General features: G+C 42.5%; 14 protein-coding genes. 5 read left to right on the top strand and 9 right to left on the bottom strand.

Features of this window, described 5'->3' with window-relative positions; translation table 11 throughout:
• The first annotated feature begins 612 nt into the window (after nucleotides 1-612).
• A complete protein-coding gene (gene mutY / locus H7U04_RS08770; RefSeq protein ID WP_201059685.1) occupies nucleotides 613-1,764 on the top strand; it encodes an A/G-specific adenine glycosylase in 1,152 nt (383 codons plus the stop codon).
• A 294-nt stretch (nucleotides 1,765-2,058) separates the two neighbouring features.
• Here mutY and H7U04_RS08765 read toward each other — a convergent pair whose 3' ends face one another.
• Entirely contained in the window at nucleotides 2,059-3,159 is a 1,101-nt protein-coding gene (locus H7U04_RS08765; protein WP_201059683.1) for a DUF6287 domain-containing protein, read from the bottom strand.
• 416 nt (nucleotides 3,160-3,575) lie between these two features.
• Nucleotides 3,576-6,215: a DNA polymerase I gene (polA, locus tag H7U04_RS08760; RefSeq protein ID WP_201059681.1), complete on the bottom strand. Its 2,640-nt coding sequence runs from the start codon at nucleotides 6,213-6,215 to the stop codon at nucleotides 3,576-3,578.
• Nucleotides 6,216-6,389: 174 nt separating this feature from the next.
• On the opposite strand from polA, the gene H7U04_RS08755 reads away from it, so the two are divergent.
• Nucleotides 6,390-8,738, top strand: a complete 2,349-nt coding sequence (locus H7U04_RS08755; RefSeq protein WP_201059680.1) for an endonuclease MutS2 — start codon at nucleotides 6,390-6,392, stop codon at nucleotides 8,736-8,738.
• 102 nt (nucleotides 8,739-8,840) lie between these two features.
• Here H7U04_RS08755 and H7U04_RS08750 read toward each other — a convergent pair whose 3' ends face one another.
• Both H7U04_RS08750 and zapA read right to left on the bottom strand, forming a co-directional pair.
• Nucleotides 8,841-9,383: a CvpA family protein gene (locus H7U04_RS08750; protein ID WP_201059677.1), complete on the bottom strand. Its 543-nt coding sequence runs from the start codon at nucleotides 9,381-9,383 to the stop codon at nucleotides 8,841-8,843.
• Entirely contained in the window at nucleotides 9,380-9,694 is a 315-nt protein-coding gene (gene zapA, locus H7U04_RS08745; RefSeq protein ID WP_004183554.1) for a cell division protein ZapA, read from the bottom strand. The genes H7U04_RS08750 and zapA overlap by 4 nt, the downstream gene beginning before the upstream one ends.
• A gap of 316 nt (nucleotides 9,695-10,010) precedes the next feature.
• On the opposite strand from zapA, the gene rnhC reads away from it, so the two are divergent.
• The 3 genes from rnhC to H7U04_RS08730 are packed head-to-tail and all read left to right on the top strand — an operon-like array spanning nucleotide 10,011 to nucleotide 14,108.
• Nucleotides 10,011-10,901, top strand: a complete 891-nt coding sequence (gene rnhC / locus H7U04_RS08740) for a ribonuclease HIII (protein ID WP_041817282.1) — start codon at nucleotides 10,011-10,013, stop codon at nucleotides 10,899-10,901.
• An 18-nt stretch (nucleotides 10,902-10,919) separates the two neighbouring features.
• Entirely contained in the window at nucleotides 10,920-11,543 is a 624-nt protein-coding gene (gene lepB / locus H7U04_RS08735; RefSeq protein WP_013991198.1) for a signal peptidase I, read from the top strand.
• Between the two features lie 60 nt (nucleotides 11,544-11,603).
• A complete protein-coding gene (locus tag H7U04_RS08730) occupies nucleotides 11,604-14,108 on the top strand; it encodes an ATP-dependent RecD-like DNA helicase (RefSeq protein WP_201059675.1) in 2,505 nt (834 codons plus the stop codon).
• A 51-nt stretch (nucleotides 14,109-14,159) separates the two neighbouring features.
• Here H7U04_RS08730 and H7U04_RS08725 read toward each other — a convergent pair whose 3' ends face one another.
• Genes H7U04_RS08725 through tsaB form a run of 5 tightly spaced genes read right to left on the bottom strand, consistent with a single transcriptional unit; the run spans nucleotide 14,160 to nucleotide 17,331 of the window.
• Nucleotides 14,160-14,486 carry an AzlD domain-containing protein gene (locus H7U04_RS08725; RefSeq protein WP_037599077.1) on the bottom strand — a complete coding sequence of 109 codons (327 nt, stop codon included), beginning with the start codon at nucleotides 14,484-14,486 and terminating at the stop codon, nucleotides 14,160-14,162.
• A complete protein-coding gene (locus H7U04_RS08720; protein ID WP_073688624.1) occupies nucleotides 14,473-15,165 on the bottom strand; it encodes an AzlC family ABC transporter permease in 693 nt (230 codons plus the stop codon). Before H7U04_RS08720 ends, H7U04_RS08725 begins: the two co-directional genes overlap by 14 nt.
• A 51-nt stretch (nucleotides 15,166-15,216) precedes the next feature.
• The gene (tsaD, locus tag H7U04_RS08715; RefSeq protein WP_110981010.1) at nucleotides 15,217-16,230 is read right to left on the bottom strand and encodes a tRNA (adenosine(37)-N6)-threonylcarbamoyltransferase complex transferase subunit TsaD; all 1,014 of its coding nucleotides are present in this window, start codon (nucleotides 16,228-16,230) and stop codon (nucleotides 15,217-15,219) included.
• Nucleotides 16,230-16,685, bottom strand: a complete 456-nt coding sequence (gene rimI / locus H7U04_RS08710; RefSeq protein ID WP_045769118.1) for a ribosomal protein S18-alanine N-acetyltransferase — start codon at nucleotides 16,683-16,685, stop codon at nucleotides 16,230-16,232. The genes tsaD and rimI overlap by 1 nt, the downstream gene beginning before the upstream one ends.
• The gene (gene tsaB, locus H7U04_RS08705) at nucleotides 16,645-17,331 is read right to left on the bottom strand and encodes a tRNA (adenosine(37)-N6)-threonylcarbamoyltransferase complex dimerization subunit type 1 TsaB (RefSeq protein ID WP_110981011.1); all 687 of its coding nucleotides are present in this window, start codon (nucleotides 17,329-17,331) and stop codon (nucleotides 16,645-16,647) included. Before tsaB ends, rimI begins: the two co-directional genes overlap by 41 nt.
• Between the last annotated feature and the right edge of the window lie 58 nt (nucleotides 17,332-17,389).

Here is a 17,389-nt window from a genome sequence, read left to right as displayed (position 1 = left end):
CACTTCTTCTTAAGTTAACAGATTTGAGTTTAGCTTTCGACTTCTGGTGGTATCACTCCCTTGTAGCTATTTTATGCAACATTTTTAATCGCCGTTTTTATACCTACTGATATTTTTCATGAACTCACCTCGTTCATCTTAAGAATATAGGATTTACGTTTCGTGTGGCATGGGTATCACTCCTTAGGCTATTTTACGCAACAACCTAAGTGTCTCCATTTTTATACCTACTAACATTTCTCATGAGCTTTACCTCACTTCTTCTTAAGTTAACAGATTTGAGTTTAGCTTTCGACTTCTGGTGGTATCACTCCCTTGTAGCTATTTTATGCGACTGAATTAATCTCCGTTCTTGTAACGTCCTACTGTCATGTGGTCACGCTCCTCAGAGATGAATGGTAAAGTTATTTGTTTTGCCTACTGTTTTGTTTAGAGATTTTAGTCTCCGTTTTTGTACCTTGAAATATTGACTCTCACCATGGCTTTTACCTCCTTGATGAATCCTTATCTTCTTTACACTCTTAGTATAATGTAAACGCTTACTTTTGTCAATCTTTTTAACAGAAAAACGCATGATTTTTTGAAAAAAGATTTCTTTGCTACAATAGAGACATGTTAGATTTAAAAGAATACGGCATTATCATGTGGGATGCTGAGAAAATCGCCTCTTTTCGTCGTACCCTCCTGGACTGGTACGATCGAGAGAAACGAGACCTCCCATGGCGTAGGACTAAGAATCCCTACTATATCTGGATTAGCGAAATTATGCTACAACAAACCCAGGTTCAAACTGTCATTCCCTATTACGAGCGCTTTTTAGACTGGTTCCCAACAGTTAAGGATCTGGCTGAGGCTCCAGAAGAGAAACTTCTCAAGGCTTGGGAGGGGTTAGGTTACTATTCACGTGTCCGCAACATGCAAAAGGCTGCACAACAAATCATGGATGACTTTGATGGCCAGTTCCCAGATACTTATGACAATATTGCCAAACTCAAGGGCATCGGTCCCTATACTGCTGGTGCTATTTCTAGTATCGCCTTTGGACTCCCCGAACCTGCTGTTGATGGTAATGTTATGCGAGTTATGGCTCGTCTCTTTGAGGTTAACTATGATATCGGAGACGCCAAAAATCGTAAGATTTTCCAAGCGATTATGGAAATCTTGATTGACCCTGACCGTCCAGGTGATTTTAATCAGGCGCTTATGGACCTTGGAACCGATATCGAATCAGCTAAAAATCCGAGACCAGACGAAAGTCCAATTCGCTTTTTCTGTGCAGCCTATCTTAACGGAACTTATGACAAGTACCCTATCAAATTGCCTAAGAAAAAGCCTAAACCTATGCAAATTCAGGCTTTTATTATCAAAAATGAAAAGGGAGAATTTTTGCTCGAAAAAAATGTCGAGGGACGCCTACTAGGTGGTCTCTGGTCCTTCCCTATCATGGAAACGGACTTTATTGGTCAACAACTTAGTCTTTTTGAAAAGGACGATTGTATTCTCGAGACAGTCTCTCAAAAGGCTATTTTTGAGGAAAATTATGCCCTCAAACCAGAGTGGACGAATAATAGTTTTACACCCGTAAAGCATACTTTCAGCCACCAAAAATGGACCATCGAGATGGTGGAAGGTAGCGTTAATGACGATAAAGTCACTACCGATAAGGAGCTATGCTGGGTAGCGGCTGAAGACTTCGACCAGTTCCCAATGGCCACACCACAGAAGAAAATGATTAAAACTTATGAAGACAGCAAAAAAGGATAGCGTTGAGTGCTACCCTTTTTCTTATGCATCAACTTTATTGTGCTTCCGGCTACGCAAAGCAAGGTATACTTTTGAAAGAACTACTCCCCAAAAGATATAAAACAACTCCAAATAAGTCACATTTTTTGACATCAAAAACTCAATCATAATACGACACTCCTTTTTATTAAGAACTCCTGCCACTGTTCTTAGTTGTGCTTCTATTATAGGTAAGATGGCCAATAAAAAATAGTGACATAAATGTCACTATAGAGAACAAAAAGCCGAAACGTTCAAGTTTCAGCTTGAGAATTATTAATCTACTTTGTAGAAGAAGTAACTGTCGTCTGTGGTGCCATAAAGCGACTGCCCACCCCAGATACGATCCTTACTTTTATCTGACTGATCGTCTACTTTCTCATTAGGTGATGATGTTATCTCCCCAGTCAGAGATATTCCTTTAGGTAAGAATGCCATTGCTCCTCCAGCAGCACCAACACCAGATTTAGGACTAGTACCTGATTTAAGGTAGCCATCCGTAACCTTTGAATATTCAATCCCTATCCTTTCTGTGTCACTAACCAACCCATTCTTGTCAAAAGTCAGTGTCATCCCTTTACCATTCTTCCAAGTTCCAGCAATACTAGAGAAATCACCATTTTGGATGGCATTGATATCCATACCAGTCTCTTGGTTGGACTTGCTATCGCTACTGCTTGCATCTGTCTCGTCGCTACTTGAGTCGTCAAAGTCATACCAATCTTCGACAGATAAATCCAGAGTCTGAGCATCACCGAGACCGACCTTACTGGCACCGTCAGTTGTATCAGACATGCTGAAATCAACTGATTGAAGCTGGCTAAAGGCACCATCTTTAATTTCATAGGTCTCAGCTTTGGCCTCAGGTCTCATACGTTGGAATAGTTGGCAGTAAATCGTACCATCTTTATAGAATTTCATGGTGCTCAAGTAACCACCCTTGGCAAAGGTTCCAGCACTTTTGGCAAATACAGGCTTATCATCATTATCAAGATAATAAAGGGCATGAACACTGTCAGGAGTACCAATCAAAAGCTCAGCTGAGCCATCACCGTTGATGTCTACATAACTATATTGCACGTTTTCTCCTGCTCTTTTAGCATCAAAAATAGTGCTAGTCGCATAAGCTTCGTCAGACGAAAGATCACTTGGAACAGCTGATGTATCGCCGTTCAGAGCAATAGGGCGATAGAGATCCAAGACTGAAGCATAGAGCTCATCGTAGCTCACTTCCTCCGTTTCAGATGAATCACCACTCACTTGTTCAGACTTAGAAGCGCTGTCGCCTGAGCCTGAAGCACCCGTATTTGTTGCGTTACAAGCTGTCAGCAAGAACAAACTTGATAAGAGCGCAAATCCTGTTAATTTCTTTTTCATAACTATCCTTTCATAAGAAACGACCTAATATAAATATTAAATCATTTAAATCTCTTTGACATTATGTTAACAATTGTATGGTTGATAAGTCAAGTATTTTTTGAAAAATTAATTTATATTCATTTATCAAGAACGCTTATATAATCATAACTTTCACTATAATCCAACAATCCCATCCTCAATCAAATTAGAATTTTAATTAAAATATCTAGATATTAATTAGTGATTCTTTTTTCATTTACAAATATCTGCATCAAAAAAAGCCGGACCTCAGTCCAGCTTTCATCTGTCTATTTCTATTTAGTCATAAAGTAGGTGATGATCACCAATACTGCCACGATAGCTAGGACAACGGCCAGAAATCCTAGCATGTAGCGCAAGAGAAAATAGGTAAATGGAAAATTTTCTTTCATGTTTTACTTTGCCTCATACCATGTGCGGCCATCATTCTCATCTGCAATGAGAGGGACAGCGAGTTCAACTGCAGCTTCCATGGTTTCTTTAACCAAGGCTTTCATCGCTACAAGTTCGTCGTTTGGCACCTCAAGGACGATTTCATCGTGCACCTGTAGGAGCATCTTAGTTTTATAGCCACCTTCTACCAGAGCCTTGTCTAGGTTAATCATAGCAATCTTGAGGATATCAGCGGCACTTCCTTGGATAGGAGAGTTGATAGCTGTACGCTCTGCGAAGTTGCGGACGTTAAAGTTACGAGAATTAATATCTGGCAACTCACGACGGCGGTGGAAGAGAGTTTCTACGTAGCCCTTATCCTTGGCTTCACGAACCACATTATCCATATAAGCCTTGATACCAGGATAACGCTCAAAGTAGGTGTCGATATACTCCTTGGCCTTTTTACGGCTAATGCCAAGGTTGTTAGAAAGGCCGAAGTCAGAAATGCCATAAACGATACCGAAGTTAACAGCCTTGGCGTTACGACGATCGTTAGGTGTGACATCCTCTGGCTTTTCAATGCCAAAAACACGCATGGCTGTAGAGGTATGGATATCTGCTCCCTCTTTAAAAGCAGCAATCAAATGCTCATCTCCCGAAATGTGGGCAAGCACGCGCAACTCAATCTGTGAGTAATCCGAGCTTAAAAGCACTGCGTCCTCAGTCGATGGGACAAAAGCCTTACGGATGAGACGACCTTGCTCCAAGCGAACAGGGATATTTTGCAAGTTTGGATCCACTGATGAGAGGCGACCTGTCTGTGTTAAATCTTGCACATAACGGGTATGGATTTTGCCATCCTTAAGGATATAATCCTGAAGCCCCAAGACATAGGTAGACTGAAGCTTGGTGATTTGGCGGTACTCCAAAATCTTAGCTACGATTGGAGCAATTGGTGCCAAACGTTCAAGGACATCCACAGCCGTTGAGTAACCTGTCTTGGTTTTCTTAGTGTATTCCAAAGGTAGTCCCATCTTTTCGAAGAGGATGACACCCAACTGTTTTGGCGAGTTGATATTAAACTCTTCGCCCGCCATCTCATAGATTTCTTGGGTCAATTTATCGATGACTACTTGATTTTCCACTGCCATCTCGTTAAGGGTTTGTCCCTTAACCTTAATACCAGCGATTTCCATCTTAGCTAGCACATTTGCCAGTGGTAACTCCATATCAAAGAGAAGCTCTGATTGGCCGTGTTCAGCCAATTTTTCAAGCATGACAGGTTTAGCTACCTGAAGGACCTTGACTTTTTTAGCTAGGTGGTTGAGTAAGACCTCTTTTTCAGGAACGGCACGTTTAGCCCCCTTACCATAGACCACTTCATCTGTTTCAAGCGGCAAGTCTGTATAGAGACGGGCAATGGTTGACAATTCATTGTCCTCAACGGTTGAGAGGAGATACTTGGCCAGACGTGCATCAAAATTAGCCGTAGGCAAGTCAATACCTAGATGACTCAAAAGGACCTTACTGCGCTTGAAATCGTAGATATTAACAGCTTTAGAAAGAGCTGCTTGGAAGGCTTCTGATTTGAGGAGGTCAGTATCTGTAGACGCATAAATCTGCTTATCATTACCCCATGCAAAACCGATGATAGGCTCAGTGTGATAATTGTCACCAAGGATTTCAAAATAGAAGAAATCGTCAGGGCTGAAGTGGTCCGCTGTTACTTGGCTAGGCTCTTCATAGGCCACATCAAAATCTTGTGGCACAGCCTCGCCACCAAGGGCATTTTTAAACTGAACAAAGCCCATCTCATCATAAAAGGCTGTCAATTTTTCAAGGTCAGGTCCCGTAAAGGCCGTGTCATCGAGACCAATTTCAATAGGTGACTGGGTATCAATAGTCGCCAGGGTCTTAGAAAGGAAGGCTTGTTCCTTGTCATTGATGAGATTTTCCTTCATTTTGGACTTCTTCATCTCGTCGATGTGGTTATAGATACCTTCAAGGGAACCGTGTTCCAAGAGGAGCTTGAGACCAGTCTTTTCACCAATCTTAGTAACCCCTGGAATATTATCAGATTTATCTCCCATAAGGGCCTTGAGGTCGATGAATTGCGCTGGAGTAATACCCATTTTCTCCATGAGGTAATCAGGTGTGAAGGCCTCAAACTCAGCTACACCTTTCTTCGAAATCTCAACAACTGTGTTTTCGTCAGTCAGCTGAATCAAGTCTTTATCCCCAGAGACAACAGTAATTTGATAGTCCTCACTGGTATTTTCAGCCATCTTAGCCAAGGTACCGATAATGTCATCTGCCTCGTACTGAGCCAGATCATAATAGGCGATACCACGTGCAGCCAACATCTCACGGATATAAGGGAACTGCTCACGGAATTCCTCTGGTGTCTTAGCACGACCAGCCTTATAGTCCGCAAACATCTCTGTACGGAAAGTTGTTTTACCAGCATCAAAGGCTACCAAGACATGAGTCGGTTGGATACGCTCAAGCAAGTTGTCCAACATGAGGTGGAAGCCATAAATGGCATTGGTATGAAGGCCATTATTGTTACGAAAACGGTCAATTTGATTATAGAGTGCGAAAAAAGCACGAAAGGCAACGGATGAACCGTCAATTAGGAGTAATTTTTTCTGATTAGTCATAGGTTTATTATAGCATAGATAGGAGCATTGGTTTTAATTGAAAATCTCTTATTTTAGGGAGACTCTTTTGTAAAAATAGCTAGTCAACATCTGATGACAAAAGTTCACTGATAAAACGACCTCAGGTATTTCCCTCCTCCACGCCCCATAGGCAAATGTGCTATAATAGAAGCTATGAACACAAAGATTTTAGACCAATTAGAATTTAACAAGGTCAAGGACCAGTTCACAGAATACCTGCAGACTGAACAGGCTCAGGCGGAGTTGCGTGACTTGGTGCCTATGACCAATCCAGAAAGAATTCAAAATCAATTTACAGAAATCCAAGAAATGTCTGAGATTTTCGTAGAGCACCATGGCTTTGCCATTGGTAGCCTGAGAGATATTTCTGAGCCCTTACATCGCTTGGAACTGGATGCTGATCTCAATATCCAGGAGCTCATTGCCATCAAGAAGGTGCTACAAGCTTCAGCTGACCTTGGTCGCTTCTACGCTGACCTTGAAAATGTTGAGCTCGTCGCTCTTAAACGTCTTTTCGAAAAGATTGAGGCCTTCCCAAGTCTACAAGGCAGCCTTCAAAGTATCAATGATGGTGGTTTCATTGAACATTTTGCTAGCCCAGAGTTGCAAAACATCCGTCGTCAACTCAAATCTTGTGATGATGCCATTCGCCAGACCTTGCAAGACATTCTCAAGAAATCTGGTCACATGTTGGCTGAAAGTTTGATTGCTAGTCGTAACGGCCGTTCGGTGCTTCCTGTCAAAAATACCTACCGTAACCGTATTGCTGGAGTTGTGCATGACATCTCAAGCTCTGGAAACACAGTATATATCGAGCCACGTGCCGTTATCCAGCTTAACGAAGAAATTACACAATTACGTGCAGACGAACGCCACGAGATGGCTCGTATCCTGCATGAACTGTCTGATCAACTCCGTCCACAGGCTGCTGCAATTGCCAACAACGCTTGGATTTTGGGCCACATGGACTTCATTCGAGGAAAATATCTCTATCTCCATGATAAAAAAGCGGTTATTCCAAAGATTAGTGACAACCAAACACTACAACTACTTAACGTTCGTCACCCTCTTTTGGCCAATCCTGTAGCCAACGATTTGCACTTTGATGAGGACCTCACGGCCATTGTCATCACAGGTCCCAATACTGGTGGTAAAACGGTCATGCTTAAAACGCTAGGACTAGCACAACTAATGGCTCAATCTGGTCTTCCAATTTTGGCTGATAAGGGCAGCCGTGTCGCCATTTTCCAAGAGATTTTTGCGGACATCGGAGACGAACAGTCTATCGAACAAAGTTTGTCAACTTTCTCTAGTCACATGACCCACATTGTTGAGATTCTGAATGCTGCCGACAGTAACAGCCTGGTCTTGGTCGATGAGCTTGGGGCTGGTACCGACCCTCAGGAAGGAGCTAGTCTAGCCATGGCAATCTTAGAGCACCTCCGTTTAAGTCAGATTAAGACCATGGCTACCACTCACTATCCTGAGCTTAAGGCCTATGGGATTGAGACGCAACATGTGGAAAATGCCAGCATGGAGTTTGACACAGCGACTTTAAGCCCTACCTATCGTTTTATGCAAGGGGTTCCTGGTCGTTCTAATGCCTTTGAAATTGCTCGACGCCTCGGTTTGAATGAGATTATTGTCAAGGAAGCAGAAAACCTCACGGATACTGATAGTGATGTCAACCGTATCATCGAGCAACTTGAAGCCCAAACTGTGGAAACACAAAAACGTCTGGAACACATCAAGGACGTGGAGCAAGAGAACCTTAAATTCAACCGTGCGGTCAAAAAACTCTATAACGAATTCTCCCATGAATACGACAAGGAACTCGAAAAGGCTCAAAAAGAAATTCAAGAGATGGTTGATACCGCTTTGGCTGAGAGCGATAGTATCCTCAAAAATCTCCACGATAAGAGTCAACTCAAACCTCATGAAGTTATCGACGCCAAAGGAAAACTCAAGAAACTTGCCCCACAAGTGGACCTCTCTAAGAATAAGGTCCTTCGTAAGGCTAAGAAAGAAAAGGCTGCGCGTGCCCCTCGTGTTGGAGATGATATCATCGTTACCGCCTATGGGCAACGGGGTACCCTTACCAGTCAAACCAAAAATGGTAACTGGGAAGCTCAGGTCGGTCTCATCAAGATGACCCTCAAGGCAGACGAATTCACTCTGGTTCGTGCCCAAGCTGAAGCCCAACAACCTAAGAAGAAACAGATTAACGTGGTTAAAAAAGCCAAGAAGACATCTGGCGGTCCTCGTGCCCGTCTAGACCTTCGTGGGAAACGTTACGAAGAAGCCATGCAAGAGCTTGATGCCTTTATTGACCAAGCCCTACTTAATAACATGAGTCAGGTGGACATCATCCACGGTATTGGTACAGGTGTCATCCGTGATGCTGTTACCAAATATCTCCGCCGTCATCGCCATGTTAAAAGTTTTGAATATGCCCCACAAAGTGCCGGTGGTTCCGGATGTACCATTGCAACCTTAGGGTAAAAATAGATAAGAAAGACTGAGACCTTGTGTTCAGTCTTTTTTCATATGTTACCAAAACAAAGAACAAAAAAGCCTCCCTTAATCAAGGAAGACTTCTATTTTCTATATCACACTTGTCCACAAGTGCTGGATAATCTGACTAACTGGAAAATTCCAATTAATCAAAAGGCGCAAAACCCAGCTAGATGACAAGACCGTTTGAATGTTATTCATGGGAACAGTCGCAAGAATATTCCCAAACATAGTCAAAGGCACAAGACTCACTAAGGAGGCCAAGACACCACCTACCACTTGAAATCGTCTCTGGTCAAGGCGTTCAATTCTCACAAAATGGAAGAAAATCCCAAGAAAGCGCAAACCATAATAAGCCACACAGTAAATGGCAAAATAGGCAACACCTGCATAATAGACACGGTCAAGTGAGAAGATGTTCTGATCTTTAAAGAAAGCTATACTAGCATCTTTGGTTGGATTGGTATAAGGTACCCAAAGATTGATAGCCTCTCCTAGCGACTGGTAAAAGTAGGCCGCTACACACATGGCAATAATGACTGAAACCACGTAATAAGCTTGCATAAAGAGGCCTCGACGGTAGCCAATGTAGAAATTCCAAGCCACGATAGCTAAGACAAGGAGTCCAATCATGCGTCATCCTCATCGTCATTTGTAGCTGTCGCCTTGACCTTAAGTTGTTCAAGTTGCTTAGCTCTCAACGTTTCCAACTCTTTTTCCATATCTTCAACTTGGATTTCACGTTCCAACTGAGTCGACAAAGAATTGATAGCCATTAGGATAGCAATCGTTTCATTGTCAGCGTTTTTCATCTGCTCTTTGATAATTTTATATTTCTCGTGGGCAACACGCTCAACCTCTTCCATGAATAGGTTATCTTTATCAGTTGTTAGCGTGAGGTTCTTCTCTCCAAAATGAAATTTGTAACGGTTCTTATTTGCCATTTGCTTGTTAGCTGCCAATCAATGGTGGTCACGGATTCGCCACCGCAGCTTCTCCTTATTTTATTGCTTTTATATCGCCATTTTTTAGCAAGATTCAGACACTTACTCTGAGGCGTGTTCGACACTTAAACGCCAACCTATTTCTTCTAATTGTGGAAAAAAGAGCAGGGTTAGGCATTCTCTTTTTAATCATTATATCCTAAATTTTAACTTTCGTAAATTTTAGACTTTGCACTTCTCTAGAAAAATAATTTTCAGGGATTCCGAGTCTGTAAAATATCTACCAATTCTCCTTTTTTGTGCTAAAATAGATTTCATGGGCACAATCGTATTAAAAATGACAGCAGAGCAGATTTCGACACTCCAGAAGGACCTAGCAAGCTATGCGACTGCGACTAAAAATCCTTATGCAAGTTTTTCAGCCAAGGTCGATGGAATAAGTGTCATCGCCTATACTTCAGGAAAGGTAACTTTCCAAGGTGCTAAGCCAGAAATCCTAGCTAGCCGTTTTGGATACCAAGCTGAACCTAAGCATTCACCTGATGGGCAAAACCTAGCCCTAATTGGATCAGACGAAGTCGGAAATGGCTCCTATTTTGGTGGTCTAGCTGTTGTAGCTAGTCTAGTTACCCCAGCTGACCATGCCTTTTTGAAATCTCTAGGAGTTGATGATTCTAAAAATCTTAACGATATCAAGATTCGTCAGATTGCACCTATTTTGGAGGAGAAAATTCCTCACAAGGCACTCCTTCTTTCGCCTAGAAAGTACAATGAAGTGGTTGGAGACGGTAAGAGTCATAATGCTGTGTCCGTTAAAGTAGCCCTCCATAATCAGGCTATCTTCCTATTGTTACAATCAGGTGCTAAACCAGATAAGATTGTCATCGATGCCTTCACCAGCGAGAAAAATTATCAAAAATATCTCAAGAACGAACGTAATCGCTTTGACTTTCCTATTACTTTAGAAGAAAAAGCCGAAGGTAAATACCTAGCTGTCGCGGTGAGCTCTATCATCGCCCGCAATCTCTTCCTGGAAAATCTGGATAAACTCAGCCAAGAAGTAGGTTATACTCTTCCTTCAGGTGCTGGTGCTAAGTCCGACCAGATCGCAGCCAAGCTTCTTCAAGCCTACGGAGATCAGGCTCTCCAAGCTACTGCTAAATATCATTTCGCCAATACTAAAAAAGCCTACCAACGCTTAAAATAACCCTGAAAGGCCTTAACTATGAAAAACAAATGGACCCAATACTTTCTCATTTTCCTTCGTGAATGGGGACTCTTTATCCTCTTTATCACATTCTTCCTCTTGACTCGCCTCTTCCTTTGGCTCCCTGTCCAAGTTGATGGCCACTCAATGGATCCTACTCTAGCCAATAATCAACGTGTTATTGTTTTGAAACACACATCCATTGAACGCTTTGATATTGTCGTTGCCAAAGAGGTTGAAAATGGTAAGACGAAACAAATCGTAAAACGTGTCATTGGGATGCCAGGTGATACCATTACCTATCAAAACGATAAACTTACTGTCAACGGCAAAGAAGTCAAGGAAGAATACCTCAAAGAATTCCAGGCTGCCTTTGCCAAAGATAAGCTACAAAAAGAGTATGCATACCGCGATTACTTCCAACAACTGGCTAAAGAATCTAAGGCCTTCACTGTCAACGCGGACAAAAACACTACTTTCTCTGTCACTGTTCCTGAAGGCAAATATTTCCTACTTGGAGATAACCGTATCGTTTCAAAAGATAGCCGCGAAGTTGGTTACTTTGACAAGAGTGCTCTTGTAGGGGAAGTCAAATTCCGCTTCTGGCCACTTAATAAAATTGGTACCGTTGAAGACAACTAAAACCACTAAATAAGATAAGGTTGGGGAAACCCAGCCTTATTATGTATCTAGGAAAAACACATGCAAGAATTTTATTTTTCAGGAACTATCGAACGCGTCATTTTCGAAAACACTAGTAATTTTTTTCGTATCTTACTCTTAGAGATTGACGAAACGGACAGTGATTTTGAAGACTACGAAATCATTGTCACAGGAACTATGGGGGATGTCATGGAGGGTGAAGACTATACCTTCTGGGGCCAACTAACCAATCACCCTAAATATGGGGAACAGCTACAAATGACCCGCTACGAGCGTTCAAAACCTTCTGCCAGCGGTCTTATCAAATATTTTGCCAGCGACAATTTCAAAGGAATCGGTAAGAAAACGGCCGAGCGTATTGTCGAAATTTACGGAGAAGACCCTATTGACAAGATTCTCGAGGATCCTAGCGAGTTAGAGCAGATTCCCAACCTATCCAAGGTCAATCGAGAAGCCTTTGTTGCTAAGTTAAAAATCAATTATGGAGCCGAGCAAATCCTGTCCAAACTTTCTAGCTATGGCCTCACACCAAAGGCCGCCTCACAAATTTTCAACCAATATAAGGAAGAGTCACTAAATCTTATTGAGGAACACCCTTATCTATTAGTAGAGGAGATTCAAGGAATCGGTTTTAAAATGGCCGACCAACTAGCTGAACGTCTTGGAATTGCTAGTGATGCCCCTGAGCGTTTACGAGCAGCCTTGATTCATTGTCTACTAGAAGCCAGTATGGAAGAAGGCGATACCTACATAGAAGCCAAAGCCTTGCTTGAACGGACCATCATTCTTTTGGAAGGTGCTCGTCCGATTGAACTTGACCCCGCCTTGGTCGCTAACCAATTAACCAATCTTATCCAAGAGGATAAGGTGCAAAATGTAGAGACTAAAATCTTTGATAATACCCTATATTTTGCGGAACAGGGCATCTATACCCACCTAACTCGTATCATGAAGGACCAACCTGATGTCAGCTCTGAAGACAAAATCTTAGACAGCCTTGAAGGGGTGGAAGAGGAGCTTGGTATTACTTATGATCAGGTTCAAAAAGATGCCATTTTCAAAGCCCTACAAAGCAAGGTCTTCATCCTGACAGGGGGTCCCGGAACAGGGAAAACCACTGTTATTAACGGCATTATTAAAACCTATGCTGACCTTCATGGCCTAGATCTCAAAAAGTCCGATTTACCTATTATTTTAGCAGCACCAACGGGACGGGCTGCTCGTCGGATGAACGAACTCACCCAACTCCCTAGCGCCACTATTCATAGACATTTAGGCCTCAATAGCGAGGACGATTTTAAGACCTTAGAGGACTATCTCGATTGCGATTTGATTATCATCGATGAGTTCTCTATGGTTGATACTTGGTTGGCCAATCAACTCTTTGAAAGTATCTCTGATTCAACCCAAGTTATCATTGTGGGTGACCAAGACCAACTACCTTCCGTAGGCCCTGGCCAAGTCTTGGCTGACCTTTTGCAGATTGATAACTTGCCTAAGGTTTCCCTAACCAAAATTTTCAGACAATCCGAGGATTCCACTATCGTTACCCTAGCTAGCCAGATGCGCCAAGGCCAACTACCCGCTGATTTCACAGAGAAAAAGGCTGACCGCTCTTACTTTGAGGCCAATGCCAACCATATTCCACAGATGGTTCCTAAAATCGTCTCTGCTGCGATAAAGAGTGGGATTGCAGCTCAGGATGTTCAGATTCTAGCCCCCATGTACCGAGGACAGGCTGGTATTAACAATCTCAATACCATTATGCAAGACCTACTTAATCCTCAAGAAAAGGCCAATCAGTTCGCCTTTAATGATATCTTCTTCCGCAAGAATGACAAGATTCTCCATCTGGTCAACGATACAGAACTCAATGTCTTCAATGGCGACATCGGAATCATTACTGATCTCATTCCTGGTAAATATACTGAAAGCAAACAGGACGAAATTTACATGTCCTTCGACGGCAATGAGGTTATCTATCCTCGTAACGAATGGAATAAGATTACTCTGGCCTATGCTATGTCAATCCACAAATCCCAAGGGAGTGAGTTCCCAGTCGTTATCCTTCCCATCACACGCCAAAGTGGGCGTATGCTACAACGTAACCTCATTTACACCGCAATCACACGCGCCAAGAGTAAACTAGTCATGCTGGGGGAAATCGTAGCCTTCGATTATGCTGTTCACAACGAGGGAGCTAAACGAAATACTTATCTCATCCAACGTTTTGAACAAACTTATACACAAGCTGTTGATAAGTCTGTCGAAAAGATTGTTAAAAACGAGGCAACAGACGCATCCAATCAAACAAAAAAGGAAAACAACGAATCCTCAGAACCCCTTGAAAACAAAGACATTTCGGGAAATCTAAATCCATCTCCAGCTCTTATTAACACTTATTCACAACCTGTGGATAAGTCTGTTAACAAACCTGTGCAAACCGAAGAAAACTATCGTTTAACTGAAGATAATTGGTCAACTATAGATCCAATGATTGGTCTCAGTGAAGACGATATCGCTGCTTTTTTTAACAATAACTAAAAAAGACTTGGAAAGCGACTCACTAAGAGCAACTCCAAGTCTTTTCATTTACTAAAACACTAAACGAATCAGGGCCATAGACACTATACCGACGATTACTGCATAGAGCAGATTTTTGCTCTTAAATGCTACAATTACCGTTGGCACAGTAGCCAGTATTTCCATCCACTTAAACTGTGGCAAGTGACCAATCTTCTCAGTCGTGAGACTAGAGAGAATCAGAGCAAAGAGGATAGAAACTGGTAAGTAGTGCAAAAATCGAACAACGATATCTGGTAAGCCCTTGTATTTCACTAAAACAAAGGGGAGAATACGGGGCACCCAGCTAACAACAAATCCAAGTAGAATGGCAATGAGAATAAACTTATTGACGGCCATCACACATCACCCCCACACTACATCCAACTAAAGTAGCCACTAAAACAGCCAAAGATTCCGACAAGATGACACTAAAGCTCAGATAAGCCATAGCAATAGATAGTAAAATCAAGAATAGCTTACGCACGCCTTCACCTAACAAAGCATCTATCTGACTACTTAACAAACCTATAAACATGGCAATCAAGGCAAAATCCAAACCAAAAAGCTCAGGATTAGGAATCATGGAACCAATCAAACACCCAACAACTGATGATACAATCCAAACCAGATAGCTGAAAATATTGTTCCCATGCATCCAGTTCGCAGAAATATCTTTATGATGCACATATTCTCCCAACAAGACACCATAACTTTCATCCGTAATCAGACTACCAATTCCCAGCTGATTCCAGAGGCTTGTTTTTGTAAAAATCGTCGTTGCATGTAAACTCATCAACATGTTACGCAAATTAACTAAGAAAACAGTCAAGGTTAACTCACCAAGGCCAGCTCCTGCAACTACTAATGCACACATAGCAAACTGAGCCGAGCCACCATAGACTAAGGCACACATGAGGCCAACCTCAAGGGCCGATAGACCAGAAGCCGCCGCTACAACACCAAAGGCTAGGCCAATAGCCACATATCCTAGGGCTGTCGGTACTGCAGCTTTTACACCTAAACGAAAGGCAGACATACTCAATTCCTTTCTAAAGGAACCTCTTACCAGACTAGTAAGAGGTTCTTCTTATTCTTCAAATCCTGCAAAGGCAAGACTTGGTTTTGCATTCAAGTCCAACTCAGCAAAATGTTTCTGATCACATTCAATGGCAGCTGCTAGGGCAATCATGCCAGCATTATCACCACAGAGACGTAAAGGCGGAATAACCACATCTACATCCGTAATTTCTTCAGCCAAACGTTCACGTAAGCCCTGATTAGCTGCTACGCCACCAGCAACAACAAGTGTCTTGACAGGATAACGCTCCAAGGCTTTCTTAGTCTTAGCTAGGAGAATATCCAACACAGCAGCTTGGAAGGAAGCACAAAGGTCCTCTCTGACTAGAACTTCTCCCTTCTGTTCTGCATTGTGATGCAAATTGATGAAAGCAGACTTTAGGCCTGAAAATGAAAACTCCAAGTGGTCTTCCTTAATCATAGCGCGTGGAAAATCATAAACATCTTTCCCTTTATGAGCCAATTCATCAATTTCACGCCCAGCTGGGTAGGTCAAACCCATCACACGCCCAACCTTATCATAGGCCTCACCAACTGCATCATCACGTGTCTCACCAACAATCTTGTAATTTCCTGGTTCTGACACATAAACCAACTCTGTGTGTCCCCCAGACACCAAAAGTGCTAGGAGGGGGTATTCCAACTCTTGTACCTCACGCGCTGCCATAAGATGCCCAGCCATATGATTAACTGGAATCAAAGGCAATCCATGTGCCCAAGCGAAGGCCTTAGCCGCTGCCATCCCGACCAAGAGCGCTCCGACCAAACCAGGACCATAGGTTACTGCTACAGCATCTAGTTGTTCAGCAGTAATGCCCGCCTCTGAAAGGGCATCCTTAATGCAAAGAGTCACCACTTCCACATGGTGACGACTAGCCACCTCAGGGACAACACCACCAAAACGTTTATGACTTTCCACCTGACTGGCAATAATATTACTCAAAAGTTCCTTCTCATTTTTCAAAACGGCAACTGAAGTCTCGTCACACGAGCTCTCCACTGCCAAAATATATCTATCTACCATTAGACTTCCTCTCGCCTCATGATAACTGCATCTTCTTGAGGCTCATGATAATAATTTTTCCGAATTCCTAGACTTTCAAAACCAAATTTTCTATAAAGTGCCTGAGCGACTTGATTTGAAGCCCTCACCTCTAAAAATATAGGTTCACTACGCTCTTCCAAATGCTTCATCAGCTGACTAGCATAACCACGCCCCTGATAAGCTTTTAAAACAGCGATATTGGTCACCTCAAGCTCACCCACCAAATTTTGAAGGGCTAAAAAACCAACAACTTCTTCCTGATCATAAACATAGAAATACTCCGTAGTATCCAAAGCCAAGTCTGCTACCACTTGTTCTATCGTCCACGGAGATTTGTCATAAACATCCGACAAAATCTGATAAATCAGTTGAGCTTGCTCCTGACTACTCAATCTAGACGCGCTTGATGTAGTTGTCACGGTTAATCTCCTCATGCGTCTTAAGCCAATTCTCCTCTGCCTCAACCCGCTTCAAGTAATGTGGAACAAAGGCATCCACATCAACAGAAGGCAAGGACAAGCCTAAACGACCAATTAACTGAGCTGATGGAAGGCTAGACAAGATCGTTGCCTCTGGAAGATTTTCCTTAATCTGATCCGCAAAATTAGCCACTTCACCGACAAATGTCACCTTTTCATAAACTTTAGCTTGCTCAAGAACATCTGTAAAGGCAGCATGACAATCAGGGACGATAGCCTGACCATTTTCATAAAAACCAACGTAAACATTATTACGACGGGCATCCATGATAGGAATCACAACACCGACAACCGAAAGGTTTGTCAGCGCCTGTAGACTTGAAACCCCCACTAAATCAATGTCAAGCGCATAGGCTAACGTCTTAGCTGTTGCGACAGCCACACGAAGCCCGGTGTAGGATCCAGGCCCCTGTGCAACCACAATACGTTCTAAATCAGACGGCTGCCAGCCTGCCTGAGCAACTAAAAAATCAATGGTGGGCATTAAACTAATACTGTGGTTCTTTTTTACTGTGACAGTTGTCTCTGCCACTAGTTTCTCTTCTTCCAACAAGGCTACTGATAAAGCAGTGCTAGAAGTATCAAATGCTAATATTTTCATCTTTTTTCCTTGTTTCCTTTTATGCTTTTCTATTATAACACAAGTCACTGTTTCCCAG

Origin of the sequence: Streptococcus sp. 22.1 (assembly GCF_016648645.1) — a bacterium.
GTDB lineage: Bacteria > Bacillota > Bacilli > Lactobacillales > Streptococcaceae > Streptococcus.
Note: the sequence above shows the minus strand (reverse complement) of the source record. Positions and strands in the feature narration are given on the sequence as shown.

Coding starts and splice junctions, on each gene's coding strand:
- H7U04_RS08765 (WP_201059683.1), bottom strand. CDS start 3,159: ATGAAAAAGAAATTAACAGGATTTGCGCTCTTATCAAGTTTGTTCTTG.
- H7U04_RS08750 (WP_201059677.1), bottom strand. CDS start 9,383: ATGATTGGACTCCTTGTCTTAGCTATCGTGGCTTGGAATTTCTACATT.
- rnhC (WP_041817282.1), top strand. CDS start 10,011: ATGGGCACAATCGTATTAAAAATGACAGCAGAGCAGATTTCGACACTC.
- tsaD (WP_110981010.1), bottom strand. CDS start 16,230: ATGGTAGATAGATATATTTTGGCAGTGGAGAGCTCGTGTGACGAGACT.
- H7U04_RS08730 (WP_201059675.1), top strand. CDS start 11,604: ATGCAAGAATTTTATTTTTCAGGAACTATCGAACGCGTCATTTTCGAA.
- lepB (WP_013991198.1), top strand. CDS start 10,920: ATGAAAAACAAATGGACCCAATACTTTCTCATTTTCCTTCGTGAATGG.
- polA (WP_201059681.1), bottom strand. CDS start 6,215: ATGACTAATCAGAAAAAATTACTCCTAATTGACGGTTCATCCGTTGCC.
- H7U04_RS08725 (WP_037599077.1), bottom strand. CDS start 14,486: ATGGCCGTCAATAAGTTTATTCTCATTGCCATTCTACTTGGATTTGTT.
- tsaB (WP_110981011.1), bottom strand. CDS start 17,331: ATGAAAATATTAGCATTTGATACTTCTAGCACTGCTTTATCAGTAGCC.
- rimI (WP_045769118.1), bottom strand. CDS start 16,685: ATGAGGAGATTAACCGTGACAACTACATCAAGCGCGTCTAGATTGAGT.
- H7U04_RS08720 (WP_073688624.1), bottom strand. CDS start 15,165: ATGTCTGCCTTTCGTTTAGGTGTAAAAGCTGCAGTACCGACAGCCCTA.
- mutY (WP_201059685.1), top strand. CDS start 613: ATGTTAGATTTAAAAGAATACGGCATTATCATGTGGGATGCTGAGAAA.
- H7U04_RS08755 (WP_201059680.1), top strand. CDS start 6,390: ATGAACACAAAGATTTTAGACCAATTAGAATTTAACAAGGTCAAGGAC.
- zapA (WP_004183554.1), bottom strand. CDS start 9,694: ATGGCAAATAAGAACCGTTACAAATTTCATTTTGGAGAGAAGAACCTC.